This is a genomic window from Dactylosporangium sp. NPDC050688 (assembly GCF_040654515.1).
GTDB lineage: Bacteria > Actinomycetota > Actinomycetes > Mycobacteriales > Micromonosporaceae > Dactylosporangium.
Genome location: NZ_JBFAIC010000023.1, coordinates 39,331 through 52,458 on the forward strand (window position 1 = coordinate 39,331; position 13,128 = coordinate 52,458).

General features: G+C 72.3%; 11 protein-coding genes. 7 read left to right on the forward strand and 4 right to left on the reverse strand.

The window, feature by feature from the left end:
- Nucleotides 1-182: 182 nt before the first annotated feature.
- The gene (locus tag AB0H83_RS22500; RefSeq protein ID WP_360097120.1) at nucleotides 183-614 is read left to right on the forward strand and encodes a hypothetical protein; all 432 of its coding nucleotides are present in this window, start codon (nucleotides 183-185) and stop codon (nucleotides 612-614) included.
- A gap of 125 nt (nucleotides 615-739) precedes the next feature.
- Here the strand turns inward: AB0H83_RS22500 and AB0H83_RS22505 are convergent, their stop codons facing one another.
- From AB0H83_RS22505 to dnaK, 4 genes are read right to left on the reverse strand one after another with little or no spacing between them, the layout of a single operon-like run.
- On the reverse strand, nucleotides 740-1,177 hold the full coding sequence (locus tag AB0H83_RS22505) for a helix-turn-helix transcriptional regulator (RefSeq protein WP_360097123.1): 438 nt from the start codon (nucleotides 1,175-1,177) through the stop codon (nucleotides 740-742).
- The gene (gene dnaJ, locus AB0H83_RS22510) at nucleotides 1,167-2,399 is read right to left on the reverse strand and encodes a molecular chaperone DnaJ (protein WP_360097126.1); all 1,233 of its coding nucleotides are present in this window, start codon (nucleotides 2,397-2,399) and stop codon (nucleotides 1,167-1,169) included. Before dnaJ ends, AB0H83_RS22505 begins: the two co-directional genes overlap by 11 nt.
- A gap of 24 nt (nucleotides 2,400-2,423) precedes the next feature.
- Complete coding sequence (grpE, locus tag AB0H83_RS22515; RefSeq protein ID WP_360097129.1) at nucleotides 2,424-3,176, reverse strand: nucleotide exchange factor GrpE; 753 nt, start codon at nucleotides 3,174-3,176, stop codon at nucleotides 2,424-2,426.
- Nucleotides 3,173-5,041, reverse strand: a complete 1,869-nt coding sequence (dnaK, locus tag AB0H83_RS22520) for a molecular chaperone DnaK (protein ID WP_360097132.1) — start codon at nucleotides 5,039-5,041, stop codon at nucleotides 3,173-3,175. Before dnaK ends, grpE begins: the two co-directional genes overlap by 4 nt.
- Nucleotides 5,042-5,241: 200 nt before the next feature.
- On the opposite strand from dnaK, the gene AB0H83_RS22525 reads away from it, so the two are divergent.
- From AB0H83_RS22525 to AB0H83_RS22550, 6 genes are all read left to right on the forward strand, one after another.
- Nucleotides 5,242-7,098, forward strand: a complete 1,857-nt coding sequence (locus tag AB0H83_RS22525; RefSeq protein ID WP_360097135.1) for an ABC transporter — start codon at nucleotides 5,242-5,244, stop codon at nucleotides 7,096-7,098.
- A 228-nt stretch (nucleotides 7,099-7,326) separates the two neighbouring features.
- Nucleotides 7,327-8,934: a GTPase gene (locus AB0H83_RS22530; protein ID WP_360097138.1), complete on the forward strand. Its 1,608-nt coding sequence runs from the start codon at nucleotides 7,327-7,329 to the stop codon at nucleotides 8,932-8,934.
- Nucleotides 8,935-8,946: 12 nt separating this feature from the next.
- Nucleotides 8,947-9,813 carry a fructosamine kinase family protein gene (locus AB0H83_RS22535; RefSeq protein WP_360097141.1) on the forward strand — a complete coding sequence of 289 codons (867 nt, stop codon included), beginning with the start codon at nucleotides 8,947-8,949 and terminating at the stop codon, nucleotides 9,811-9,813.
- A 30-nt stretch (nucleotides 9,814-9,843) separates the two neighbouring features.
- Nucleotides 9,844-10,875, forward strand: a complete 1,032-nt coding sequence (gene moaA, locus AB0H83_RS22540) for a GTP 3',8-cyclase MoaA (RefSeq protein WP_360097144.1) — start codon at nucleotides 9,844-9,846, stop codon at nucleotides 10,873-10,875.
- On the forward strand, nucleotides 10,872-11,117 hold the full coding sequence (locus AB0H83_RS22545; protein ID WP_033359964.1) for a MoaD/ThiS family protein: 246 nt from the start codon (nucleotides 10,872-10,874) through the stop codon (nucleotides 11,115-11,117). Before moaA ends, AB0H83_RS22545 begins: the two co-directional genes overlap by 4 nt.
- A gap of 4 nt (nucleotides 11,118-11,121) precedes the next feature.
- Nucleotides 11,122-12,447, forward strand: a complete 1,326-nt coding sequence (locus tag AB0H83_RS22550; RefSeq protein WP_360097147.1) for a metallophosphoesterase — start codon at nucleotides 11,122-11,124, stop codon at nucleotides 12,445-12,447.
- The last annotated feature ends 681 nt before the right edge of the window (nucleotides 12,448-13,128 follow it).

The following is a 13,128-nucleotide window of genomic DNA, read 5'->3' on the forward strand; positions in this document are numbered from 1 at the left end:
CGCCGGAACCATTGATATAGCCCATATCGCGGCGGACTTATCGGCATAAAGCCACCCGTATGGCGGTATCCGGAGAGTAACCGACCCCTTCGGCTCTTCCGTAGCTGCTAGGTGGCGGGCTAAGTTGCCTGCGACTCCAGGACCTCTGGCGATCACATACCCGCTGGCCACGGGAGCTGACGGTGAGCGTGCAACAAGCGGGCTTCCGGGGCTTTGCCAACCCGGTCGACCCTACTCCAGCAGAGCTGCGAGCGTGGGCCTACCACCCCGACGCGTCGCTGCTGCAGACCATGCCGCCGGACTGGGACCTTCTGGTCGCCGGCGATCGGCTGATCGGCACGCTGTTCGACCTGGCGATGGACCCGGCCTGTCCGGCCCGCCGGTTCGCACTGCACTGCCTGTACATCTACGCCGCCGACGGCATCCGCACGCATTTTCGGGCCCACCCGAAGCGGCGCCTGCGCAAGTTCGTCGAGCAGGCCGAGGAGCGCGGCGACGAGCTGCTGACGACCTGGGCGCACAACGCCCGGATGCTGCTGGCCCGGCCCGAGCTGTTCGAGTATCACGACTGGTGTGAGGGCGGCCTGGTCCGCGCACCGCGCCGGATCAGCTGAAAGGGCGCCGTCGTGGACGGCGCCCTTTCAGCTTGACCACACCCTGCGGGCATCCGGTCAGCCCTCCGGATGACCACACCATTCCCTGCGCACCTGATGCCCGGTGGCATGGGAAGGCAAACACGCTATTTCTGGCGCGGCCGCCACACCACCAGCGCGGTCTGGTGCTGGTTGGTCGGCACCAGGTCGCGCCTCGGGAAGCCGGTCGCCTCCATCTGGGCGAGCCGGGTCCGGGTCCGGATCAGCTCGTCCTCCAGGTCGGCGACGCGCTGGCGCAGGTCGCCGACCATGCCTTCGAGCTCGATGATGCGTTTGATGCCGGCGAGGTTGACGCCCTCTTCCTGGCTGAGCCGCTGCACCTCGCGCAGCAGCGCCACGTCGCGCTCGCTGTAGCGGCGCCCGCCGCCGGAGGTGCGGCCGGGCTGCACCAGTCCCATGCGGTCGTACTGCCGCAGGGTCTGCGGGTGCATCCCGGCCAGCCTGGCCGCAATCGAGATGATCAGCACCTTGGCGTCGGAGACCGCCTCGAAGCTGATGAAGACCTCGCGCTCATCATCGTTCATAGCTGCTGCGCTCCCGTGCGATCGCGTCGAGCCGCTCCCTCGGCGCCGGCGGCGCCGCTGCCGCATAGTCGGAAAGTGCCTGCCGGGCGGCCTCGGAGAGCTCCGCCGGCACATGGACGTCGATGGTGACGAGCAGGTCACCGACCTTCCCGTCGCGCCGGGCGACCCCCTTGCCGCGCACCCGCAGCGTCCGGCCGCTCGGCGTGCCCGGGGGCACCCGCAGCGTCACGGCCGCGTCGAGGGTCGGCACCCGGAGGTCGGCGCCGAGCGCCGCCTCCGCGAAGGTCACCGGCACCGTCAGGGTCAGATCGTCGCCGCTGCGGCCGAAGACCGCGTCGGGACGCACCCTGATCAGCACGAACAGGTCGCCGGCCGCACCGCCCCGGGTGCCCGGCTCACCGCGGCCGCTCAGCCGGATCCGCTGACCCTCGGCGACCCCCGGAGGGATACGCACGTTGATCGTGCGGGTCTTGGTCACGCCGCCGCTGCCGACGCACTCCGGGCACTTCTCGTCGACGATGGTGCCGACGCCCTGGCACTCACGGCACGGCTCGGTGAAGCTGAACGAGCCCTGGTTGCTGCTGACCACGCCCTGACCCCGGCAGTTGGGGCAGGTCCGCAGCGTGGAGCCGGGGGCGGCGCCGTTGCCGTGGCAGGTCTCGCACGTGCCGGGCGTGCGCAGCGTGATCGGCAGCGTGGCGCCCTGCACCGCGTCGGCGAAGTTGAGCACCACCTCGGTCTCGACGTCGCGGCCGCGGCCGCGGCGCCCCGGCGGCGCGCCGGTTGGTCCGCCGCCGCCGGAGAAGATCGAGCTGAACAGGTCCGAGAAACCCGCGCCGCCGAAGCGGCGGTCCCCACCGACACCGGCGCCGGGGCCGGCCGAGCCGCCGCCCTGCGCCCCGTTGGCGAACAGATCGGAGAAGTCGAAGCCGGGCCCGCCCGCGCCGTGGCTGCCCGCCCGCGCGTTGCGCCGGAACGCGCCCGCGCCGAAGAGCGACCGCATCTCGTCGTACTCCTTGCGGCGGCCGGCGTCGGAGAGCACGTCATACGCCTCCGACACCGCCTTGAACTGCTCCTCGGCCGCCGCGTTGTTCGGGTTGCGGTCGGGGTGCAGCTCCCGCGCGAGCTTGCGGTACGCCTTCTTGATCTCATCAGTGGAAGCGGACTTGGTGACGCCCAGAACCGCGTAGAAATCCTTTTCCAACCAGTCCTTGGAACTCATTGCGCCACCTCCTCCACGCGTCTCTTACTCCGGGTCGGCAACGGCCACCAGGGCCGGTCGCAGCAGCCGCTCGCCCAGGAGATAGCCGCGCCGCATCACGTCGATGCAGGTCGGCTCGGTCACCTCGGCCGAGGTCAGGTGGGCCACCGCCTCGTGGCGGGTCGGGTCGAACGGGTCGCCCTTGGCCCCGAACACGGTCAGCCCGAACTTGGTCAGCGCCGCGGTCAGCGCCTCGGCGACCGCGCCGAACGGCCCGACCAGGTCGCCGTGGTCACGGGCCCGGTCGAGGTCGTCGAGCACGGGCAGCAGGGCGCCGAGCACGTTGGCGCTGGCCTGCTCGACCACCAACGCGCGGTCGCGGTCGACCCGCTTGCGGTAGTTGGCATATTCGGCGGTGACCCGCTGCAGGTCCCGGGTGCGCTCCTCGAGGTCCGTCCGCAGCGCGGCCAGCTCGGCGCCGAGGCCGTGCTGGTGCGCGTCGTCGGTGGTGCCCTGTGCTGCCGCCTCACCCGGCGCGGCCGGCGGCGGCGCGTGGACCGTGAACGTCTCGTCCACGATCTCGCCCTCCACCGGCGTCTCGTCGGTGTCCGGCTCCAGCGCCTCGGCCTTCTCGGCTACGGTCTCGGTCTCCTCGACCTCCACGTCGGCCTCCTCCGCGGTGTGTCCGGTGTCGGGTGTCTCGGCCGGCTTGCCATTGACCGACACCTTCCGCTTGTCCTTGATCACAACGCGCTCCGCCGGCCCTTCCGGGCCGGCGGCGCGGGCTTCGTCGGTCACTTCTTGTTGTCCTCGTCGATGATCTCGGCGTCGACAACGTCATCCGGGCCGTTGCCCTGGGCCTGCGTGCCGGCCGAGTCGCCGCCGCCGAACCCGGCACCGGGCGCCTCGCCCGTGGCACTCTGCTGACGCTGCTGCTCGTAGAGCGCGCTGCCGGCCTGCTGCGAGACCTGCGCCAGCTTCTCGTGCGCGGCCTTGATCCGCTCGGTGTCGTTGCCGCCGAGCGCGCTGCGCAGGTCGCCCAGTGCCTCGTTCATCTGGTCACGGGCGTCGGACGGGATCTTGTCGCCGCTCTCCGCGAGGAACTTCTCCGTCTGCCACTGCAGCGCCTCGGCCAGGTTGCGGGTCTCGGCCTCCTCGCGGCGACGCTTGTCGTCGTCGGCGTGCTCCTGCGCGTCGCGCATCATCCGCTCGATGTCGTCCTTCGGCAGCGCGGAGCCGCCGGTGATCGTCATCGACTGCTCCTTGCCCGTGCCGAGGTCCTTGGCGGACACGTGCACGATGCCGTTGGCGTCGATGTCGAAGGTGACCTCGATCTGCGGCACGCCACGCGGCGCCGGCGGCAGGCCGGTCAGCTCGAAGGTGCCGAGGCGCTTGTTGTAGGCCGCCATCTCCCGCTCACCCTGGAAGACCTGGATGAGCACCGACGGCTGGTTGTCGTCGGCGGTGGTGTAGACCTCGGAGCGCTTGGTCGGGATGGTCGTGTTGCGCTCGACCAGCTTGTGCATGATGCCGCCCTTGGTCTCGATGCCCAGCGACAGCGGGGTGACATCGAGCAGCAGGACGTCCTTGACCTCGCCCTTGAGGACACCGGCCTGCAGGGCGGCGCCGACGGCGACGACCTCGTCCGGGTTGACGCCCTTGTTGGGGTCCTTGCCGGTGAGCTGCTTGACCAGCTCGGTCACGGCGGGCATACGGGTCGAGCCACCGACGAGGATGACGTGGTCGAGCGCGCCGACCTTGATGCCGGCGTCCTTGATCGCGTTCTCGAACGGCACCTTGGTGCGGTCGAGCAGGTCCTGCGTCATCCGCTGGAACTCGGCGCGCGACAGCTGGGTGTCCAGGTGCAGCGGGCCGTCGGGGCCGGCGGTGATGTAGGGCAGGTTGATCGAGGTGGTGGTCGCCGCCGACAGCTCGATCTTGGCCTTCTCGGAGGCCTCACGCAGGCGCTGCATGGCCATCTTGTCGGCGGACAGGTCGATGCCGTGCTGGCCGCGGAAGGTCTTGACCAGGTGGTCGATGACCCGCTCGTCCCAGTCGTCACCACCGAGGTGGTTGTCACCGGAGGTCGACTTGACCTCGACGACGCCCTCGGCGAGCTCCAGGACCGACACGTCGAAGGTGCCGCCACCGAGGTCGAAGACCAGGACGGTCTGCTCCTTCGGGCCCTTGTCCAGGCCGTAGGCCAGGGCGGCCGCGGTCGGCTCGTTGACGATGCGCAGCACGTTGAACCCGGCGATCTCGCCGGCCTCCTTCGTGGCGGTGCGCTGCGAGTCGTTGAAGTATGCCGGCACGGTGATGACCGCGTCGGTGATCTGCTCGCCGAGGTAGGCCTCGGCGTCGCGCTTGAGCTTCATGAGCACCCGCGCGGAGATCTCCTGCGGGGTGTACTTCTTGCCGTCGATGTCGATGGCCCAGTTGGTGCCCATCTCACGCTTGACGGATCGGATGGTCCGGTCCGGGTTGGTGACGGCCTGGCGCTTCGCGACCTCGCCGACCAACACCTCGCCGTTACGGGCGAACGCGACGATGGACGGCGTCGTGCGCGCACCTTCGGCGTTGGCGATGACGCTGGGCTCGCCGCCCTCAAGGACACTGACCACCGAGTTGGTGGTTCCGAGGTCGATGCCGACCGCACGTGCCATAGCTGCTTGACCTCCAGGTGGCAGTCGGCCGAACGCGCCGGCTGCGAAGTTGAGTGACTTGCACTCAATAGTGCCACGCATGTCTCGATCGTCAAGTCGAACCTTGAGTGTGACCGGCGCAACTTGTCCCATCATGGATGGCGCTGTGGGAGGTCATGGGTGAAGTTGCGCTCGGTGATATCGATGCTTACGGCCATTGCATGGCGCTCGACAGCGTCATCGTGCACGCTTTAGCAGTGACCACACAGGGCGAGTCGGTGTCCGCCCGGTCGGCGGCCACCAGCCCTTCAGCTGATGGCCAGTCCACCGGTCGGCCCCCACGCGCCCGCGAGCCGGAGCGCTCGCCCGTCGCCGATCTCGTCCGTGCCCTCACCGACCTCCGCGACCTGGGCAAGGAGACCCGTTTCGCCCTGCCGCTGCCCAGCGCCGAGCGGGCCACCACGGTCGCCGCCGCCATGGTCGACCAGCTCGACGACTACCTGCTGCCCAGGCTCGACCGGCTCGACGCGCCGCTGCTGGTCGTCGTCGGCGGCTCCACCGGCGCCGGCAAGTCGACCCTGGTCAACAGCCTGATTCGCACCCCGGTCAGCCCCGCGGGCGTGCTGCGCCCCACCACCCGGGCACCGGTGCTGGTCTGCCACCCGGCCGACATGCCCTGGTTCGCCAAGGCCAACGTGCTGCCGTCGCTGACCCGGACCACCGGCGCCAGCAGCGACGCCCGCACCCTGCAGGTGGTGTCCGCGCAGGCGCTCACCCCCGGCCTGGCCCTGCTCGACGCGCCCGACATCGACTCCGTCGTCGACGCCAACCGGCAGCTCGCCTCGCAGCTGCTCGCCGCCGCCGACCTCTGGCTCTTCGTCACCACCGCCGCCCGCTACGCCGACGCGGTGCCGTGGGGGATGCTGCGCACCGCCCGCAGCCGGGGCACCGCCATCGCGCTGGTGCTCGACCGGGTGCCCGGCGGCGGCGCGGCCGACGAGATCACCCCGCACCTGACCTCGATGCTGCAGGAGCAGGAGCTCGGCGGAGTGCCGCTGTTCGTGCTGCCCGAGGCCCGCCTGGACAGCCAGGGCCTGCTCAACGAGGCCCAGGTCGCGCCGCTGCGGGACTGGTTCGGCCAGCTGGCCCGCTCCGCCGAGGCCCGTGCCGCGGTGGTCCGCCAGACCGTCGGCGGGGCGGTCGACGCACTCACCATGGACGTCGGGGTCCTGGCCGCGGCCGCCGAGGACCAGGTCACCGCCGCGAAGTCGCTCGAGGACGCCGTGCGCGGGTCCTACCGGGCCGCCGCCTCCTCCGTCGAGCAGGGCATCCACGACGGGGCGCTGCTGCGGGGTGAGGTGCTCGCCCGCTGGCAGGAGCTCGTCGGCACCGGCGACATCATGCGCGCGCTGCAGGCCCGCGTCGGGCGGGCCCGCGACCGGATCGTCGCCGCCCTCACCGGCCGGCCGGCGCCCGGCGAGCGCTTCCAGGAGGCGATCGGCTCGGGCCTGGCGACCCTGCTCAAGGGCACCGCGACCGACGCCGCCGAGCGGGCCGGGGCCGCCTGGAAGGCCCATCCGGCCGGGGCCGCGCTGCTGGCCGCCGCGCCCAACCTGGCGCGGCCCTCCGACGACCTGGACGAGCGGATCGCCCGGCTCACCCGCGACTGGCAACGCTCGGTCCTCGATCTGGTGCGCGCCGAGGCGGGCGACAAGCGGGTGCTCGCCCGGGCCGGCGCCTACGCGGTCAACGCCACCGGCCTGCTGGTGATGGTCTCGGTCTTCGCCGCCACCGCGTTCATCCCCACCGGCCTGGAGATCGTGGTCGCCGGCGGCACCACCGTCACCGCGCAGAAGGTGCTCGAGGCGATCTTCGGCGACCAGGCGGTGCGGTCACTCGCCGAGCGGGCCCGGCAGGACCTGCTGGAGCGGGTCGGCGCCCTCTTCGACGAGGAGGCCGGGCGCTTCCGCAGCGTGCTGGCCGGCGCCGGGATCGACGACGACTTCGCCGGCCGGCTGCGCGCCGCCAGCACCGCTGTCCAGCTTGCCCGCGCCGACGTCCGACTGGATGCAGCGTGAGCGGGCCGCAGCGCAGCGGAGGAGCCGCTCACCATGGGCTCAGTTTTGGCTCGCGGCGGCGCCGGAGCGCAGCGGAGGGGGCGACGTGAGCGGGCCGCAGCGCAGCGGAGGAGCCGCTCACCATGGGCTCAGTTTTGGCTCGCGGCGGCGCCGGAGCGCAGCGGAGGGGACGTCGTGAGTCTTGTGGAACGGATCACGTCGGCGATCCCCAGGCAGGGTGGTGGTCCCGTGGACGCTGACCGGCTGGTCGAGCGGGTCGACGGGCTGCGCCGGTTCGTGCGGGCGGCCGAGGACCACGTGCCCGACGCCCAGCTGGTCACCGCCCGCACCGTGATCGACCGGGCCGGCGAGCGGCTCGCACTGTCCCGGGCGCACACCGTCGTCGCGCTGGCCGGCGCCACCGGTAGCGGCAAGTCCAGCCTCTTCAACGCGCTGTGCCGTTTCCAACTGTCCCGCGTCGGGGTGCGCCGCCCGACGACCGGGGTCGCGCACGCCTGCGTGTGGGGGCCGCAGGGCGCCGGCCCGCTGCTCGACTGGCTCGGCGTGCCGCCCAACCGGCGCTTCACCCGCGAGAGCGCGCTGGACGGCGACGACGAGGCCGGCCTGCGCGGCCTGGTCCTGCTCGACCTGCCCGACTTCGACTCGATCGAGGCCCGGCACCGGCTCGAGGTCGACCGGCTGCTGCGCCTCGTCGACCTGGTCGTGTGGGTGCTCGACCCGCAGAAGTACGCCGATCGCGTCGTACACCAGCAGTACCTGTCGCAGTTCCAGCGGCACCGGGACGTGACCGTCGTGGTGCTCAACCAGGCCGACCGGCTCAACCGGGCCGACAGCGAGCGGCTCGTCGCCGACCTGCGCCGGCTGCTGGAGGCCGACGGTCTCGGCGGGGTGCCGGCGTTCCCGACGTCGGCGAAGGGCCAGCCGGGGCTGGACGTCCTGCGCGCCACGCTGGAGCGCACCGTCGCGCAGCGCCAGGCCGCCCTGCAGCGGCTCGCCGGCGACGTGAGCGGCGCGGCCGGCGAGCTGGAGCCGCTGGTGGCCGCCGATGTCCGCGGCGAGAGGATCCAGCCGGCTGCCGTCGACCGGCTGGCCGGCTCCCTCGCGGTCTCGGCCGGGGTGCCGATCGTCGTCGCCGCGACCGAGCGGACCTACCGGCACCGCGCCACCGGCGTGCTCGGCTGGCCGGTCGCCCGCTGGGCCCGCAAGCTTCGGCCGGATCCGTTGCGCCGGTTGCATCTGGATCAGCCTGCCGGCAGTACACCTGCCGCATCGTCATTACCGGAGTCCTCGGCGGCGCAGAAGGCCGCCGTCGCGCTCGCGTCGCGCGAGCTCGCCGAGCAGGCCGGGGCGGGGCTGCCGGAGCCGTGGCCGGCGGCCGTCACCGCGGCGTCGCGCTCCCACCTGGACGACGTGCCCGACGCGCTCGACGTCGCGGTCGCCTCCGCCGATCTCGGTCTGGCGCGCAGGCCCTTCTGGTGGCGGCTGGTCGGCGCCCTGCAGTGGCTCGGCGCCGCCGTCGCCCTCGCGGGGCTGCTGTGGCTGGCGGTGCGGGCGGTCTTCGCGTTCCTCGGCCTGCCCGGCATCGACGCGCCGCAGGTCGGGCGGGTCCCGCTGCCGACCGCGCTGTTCTTCGGCGGCCTGCTCTTCGGGCTGCTGCTGTCGATCGTCGTACGCCCGCTCGTCCGGCTGGCCGCGCGGCGGGCCAGGGCGCGCGCCGACCGCCGGCTGCGGGCCGCGATCGCCGAGATGGCGGACGTGCACATCGTCGCTCCCATGCGTGGGGTGCTCCGCTCGTACGATGACGCCCGTGACGCATTGCGAACCGCCGCTCGCTGACCGGCGGTGCTGATGGACCTGCAGTATCTGAAGGAGCACCCGGGGCAGCTACCGGTGTTCATCAAGCACCAGCGGATCCGTGAGACGCCGGTGCCGGGCGGGTCGATCTGCACCGCCCAGCGGCTCACGTTCGACGACGGCAGTTCGATCTTCTGCAAGTCCCTGCCCGACCCGCCGGAGGGGTTCTTCGCCGCCGAGGCCGCCGGGCTGCGCTGGCTGCGGGAGGCCGGGGCGGTGCCGGTGCCGGAGCTGATCGTCGAGCTGCCGGACCTGCTCGCCCTGGAGTGGATCGAGCACGGCGAGGCCACCCCGGACGGCGCCGAGCGGCTCGGCCGGCGGCTGGCCGCGCTGCACCGGGCCGGCGCGCCGGCGTTCGGGGCGCCGTGGGCAGGGTTCATCGGCACGGCGGCGCTGCCCAACGACGCCTCGGACGCCGCCTGGGGACCCTGGTTCGCGCAGCGGCGGCTGCTGCCCTTCCTGCGCGCCTCGATCGACAACGGCGCCCTGACCGGCGCGGACGTCACAGGGGTGGAGCGTGTGATCGCCGGCATCGAGGGGTACGGCGGCGACGAGCCCCCCAGCCGCATCCACGGCGACCTGTGGCCGGGCAACGTGCTGTGGGACCGCTCCGGCGACGGCTGGCTCATCGACCCGGCCGCCCACGGCGGGCACCGCGAGACCGACCTGGCGCTGCTCGGCCTGTGGGGTGGCGCGCCGCATTACGACCGGATCCTGGCCGCGTACTGCGAGGCGTGGCCGCTCGCCGACGGCTGGCGGGAGCGGGTGCCGCTGCACCGGCTCTATCTTCTGCTGGTGCACACCGCGCTGTTCGGCGCCTCGTTCCGGGAGTCGGTCCGCTCGATGCTGCGAGCGCTCTGAACTGTCATACCGCTGGGGTACCGTTTCGGCATGACGCTTTCGGAGCCGCTCGGTGCCGGTCTTGCCGACCGCCATGGCCGCGTGGCGACCGACCTGCGGGTCTCGCTGACCGACCGGTGCAATCTGCGGTGCACGTATTGCATGCCCGCCGAGGGGCTCGACTGGCTGCCCAGCCCGACGCTGCTCACCGACGACGAGGTCGTGCGGCTGATCGGGGTCGCGGTCACGCACCTCGGCGTGACCGAGGTCCGGTTCACCGGCGGTGAGCCGCTGCTGCGCCGCGGGCTGCCGGGCATCGTGCGGGCCGTCGCGGCGCTGGAGCCGCGGCCGAGCACCATGTTGACGACCAACGGCATCGGTCTGACCCGCCTGGCCGGGCCGCTGGCCGAGGCGGGGCTCGACCGGGTCAACGTCTCGCTGGACACGGTCGACCCGACGCGGTTCCAGGCGCTGACCCGCCGCGACCGGCACGCCGACGTGGTCGCCGGGCTCGCCGCGGCCGCGGAGGCCGGGCTGGTGCCGGTGAAGATGAATGCGGTGCTGCTGCGCGGCGTCAACGACGACGAGGCGGTGCCGCTGCTGCGCTTCGCCCTTGAGCACGGCTATGAGCTGCGGTTCATCGAGCAGATGCCGCTGGACGCCGGGCACACCTGGCGGCGCGAGGAGATGGTGACCGGCGAGGAGATCCTCGGCCGGTTGCGGGAGGCGTTCGACCTGCGACCCGACCCGGCGCTGCGCGGCGGCGCGCCCGCCGAGACGTGGCTGGTCGAGGGGTATGCGGGCATCGGCGGCGGACCGGCGAAGGTCGGCGTGATCGCGAGCGTGTCCCAGCCGTTCTGCGGCGCCTGCGACCGCACCCGGCTGACCGCCGACGGCGCGGTGCGCTCGTGCCTGTTCAGCCAGGAGGAGACCGACCTGCGCGGAGCGCTGCGGGGCGGGGCCACCGACGGCGAGCTGGCCGATCTGTGGCGCAAGGCGATGTGGGCGAAGCCGGCCGGGCACGGCATCGACGACCCGAAGTTCCTGCAGCCTGCCCGTCCCATGTCGGCGATCGGGGGATGACCGCGGTGCTGCTCGTGCGCTACTTCGCCGGGGCCCGCGCGGCCGCCGGCGTGCCCGAGGAGAAAATCGAGGCGGCGACGCTCGGCGAGCTCGAGGCCGCAGTGACGGCCGGCCGGCCGAAGCTCGCCGCTGTGCTCACGGCGTGTTCGTTTCTGGTCGACGGCACCTCCTGGCGCGACCGCGACGCGGCGCTGCCGGCGACGGCGACCGTCGACGTCCTTCCACCATTCGCGGGCGGCTGAGCACGTGTTCATTGCGCTTTTCCTGGTCGTCGTGCTGCTTATCGTCGGCGGGATCCACTGGTACCTGTGGAGGCGGCTCGTCAAGGACGTGGTGACCACGCGGCGCGGCCGGCGGGTCGGCACGCTGGTCGTCGTGCTGCTCGGGGTGCTGATCCCGGTGACGCTGGTCGGCTCGCGGGTGCTGCCGCTGGAGCAGCAGCCGGTGCTGGCGTGGCCCGGGTTCCTGTGGCTGGCGCTGATGTTCTACCTGCTGGTGACGCTGGCCCTGCTGGAGCTGCCGCGGCTGGCGCTGCGCGTGTGGACCCGGCGGCGCGAGCCACAGCCTGTGGATAACCCTGTGGACAGCAGCGTGATGTCTGTGGACAGCGCGGGCCGTCCTGTGCAGGGGACTGTGGATGGGCAGGTCACGGCTGTGGACAGCCCGGCGACCGCGGCGCCCGGCGGGGCCGTGGGCAGCGGTGTTGTGGACAGTCCGCCTGTGGACGGCGCGCCTGTGGACGGGCGGTTCGACCCGGCCCGGCGGCTGCTGCTGGGCCGGTCGCTGGCAGCGACGGCCGGGGCGCTGTCCGTGGCTGCCGTGGGCATCGGCACCTGGCAGGCCAAGAGCGCGCCGGTGCTCAAGCGCGTCCCGATCCGGCTGGCGAAGCTCCCGGCCAGCATGAGCGGATTCAAGATCGCCCTGGTGTCCGACATCCACCTCGGGCCGCTGCTGGGCAAGTCGCACACCGAGCGGATCGTCCGGATCATCAACTCGGTCGGCGCCGACGTGGTCGCGGTCGTGGGCGACCTGGTCGACGGCTCGGTCGCCGAGCTCGGCCCGGCCGCCGAGCCGCTGCAGGACCTCCAGGCCCGGCACGGCAGCTTCTTCGTGACCGGCAACCACGAGTATTTCTCCGGCTACCAGGAGTGGATCGACGAGGTCAACTCGCTGGGCGTCCGCGTCCTGCGCAACGAGCGGCTCGACGTCCAGGGCCTCGACCTGGCCGGCGTCAACGACGTCACCGGCAAGGACGTGGGCGACGGACCCGACTTCGCCAAGGCCCTGTCCGGCCGCGACGCCTCCCGCCCCGTCGTGCTGCTCGCCCACCAGCCGGTCCAGGCGCACGAGGCGGCGAAGCACGGCGTCGACCTGCAACTGTCCGGCCACACCCACGGCGGCCAGATGGTGCCGTTCAACCTGCTGGTCGGCTTGGAGGCGCCGGTCGTGTCCGGCCTGGGCACGGTCGACGGCACCCAGGTCTACGTGACCCGCGGGGCCGGGTTCTGGGGGCCACCGGTCCGCTTCGGCGCACCCCCGGACATCTCCGTCATCGAGCTTCACCGCGCGTAGGCTGTCGCTTTCAAGGCCGCGCGCCACCAGCCTTTTGCTGCCGCTGGGTCCTTCCGGCGTCGGGCAGCTTTCCAGCGTCGACGGCTTTCCAGCGCTGGCGGTCTTCCAACGCTGAAGCTTCCAACGCTGGCGGTCTTCCGGCCTCGGCGGTTTCCCGGCGCCAGGCGGCTTTGCGCCGGCTGCCGGCGGAAGGCTGCTTTGCACCGGCTGCCGGCGCTGAGCGGCTTTCCGGCGCTGAGCGGCTTTCCGGCGCTGGAGATCACCGACTGTCGGCTGCTGCGCTCCCCTTCTCGGCGCCACCGTCGGCGGCAAAGGCCCAGCCTGTCGCCAAACTGGCGCACCACTCACGCAATGTGATGACTCCCGGAAACGCAACGCGCGTCATCTGCGGCAGATGCAGATGGCATGGCGGCTCCTCGCCCGCAGAAGAGGTACGGAAATCGGTTCGCCAACCCCAACTTCCCTACCCCTTCCGTGAAAGTGAGGGCTCCCTTGCGAGTCCACTGCGGATACACCAGCCCGGAGGGCGGCGGCGCCCGAGGGCTGCTCGCACGCCGCCCACACCGCGACGCGTCTGTCTGCGGCAGACGCAGATGGCATCGCGGCTGCGCGCCCGCAGAAGAGGTACCGAAATCGGTTCGCCAACCCCAACTTCCCTACCCCTTCCGTGGAAGCGAGGGC

Excerpts from the sequence above, each read along its gene's own strand:
- dnaJ (WP_360097126.1), bottom strand. The coding sequence starts at position 2,399 with ATGAGTTCCAAGGACTGGTTGGAAAAGGATTTCTACGCGGTTCTGGGC.
- AB0H83_RS22525 (WP_360097135.1), top strand. The coding sequence starts at position 5,242 with ATGGCGCTCGACAGCGTCATCGTGCACGCTTTAGCAGTGACCACACAG.
- AB0H83_RS22545 (WP_033359964.1), top strand. The coding sequence starts at position 10,872 with ATGACCGCGGTGCTGCTCGTGCGCTACTTCGCCGGGGCCCGCGCGGCC.
- dnaK (WP_360097132.1), bottom strand. The coding sequence starts at position 5,041 with ATGGCACGTGCGGTCGGCATCGACCTCGGAACCACCAACTCGGTGGTC.
- moaA (WP_360097144.1), top strand. The coding sequence starts at position 9,844 with ATGACGCTTTCGGAGCCGCTCGGTGCCGGTCTTGCCGACCGCCATGGC.
- AB0H83_RS22505 (WP_360097123.1), bottom strand. The coding sequence starts at position 1,177 with ATGAACGATGATGAGCGCGAGGTCTTCATCAGCTTCGAGGCGGTCTCC.
- AB0H83_RS22535 (WP_360097141.1), top strand. The coding sequence starts at position 8,947 with ATGGACCTGCAGTATCTGAAGGAGCACCCGGGGCAGCTACCGGTGTTC.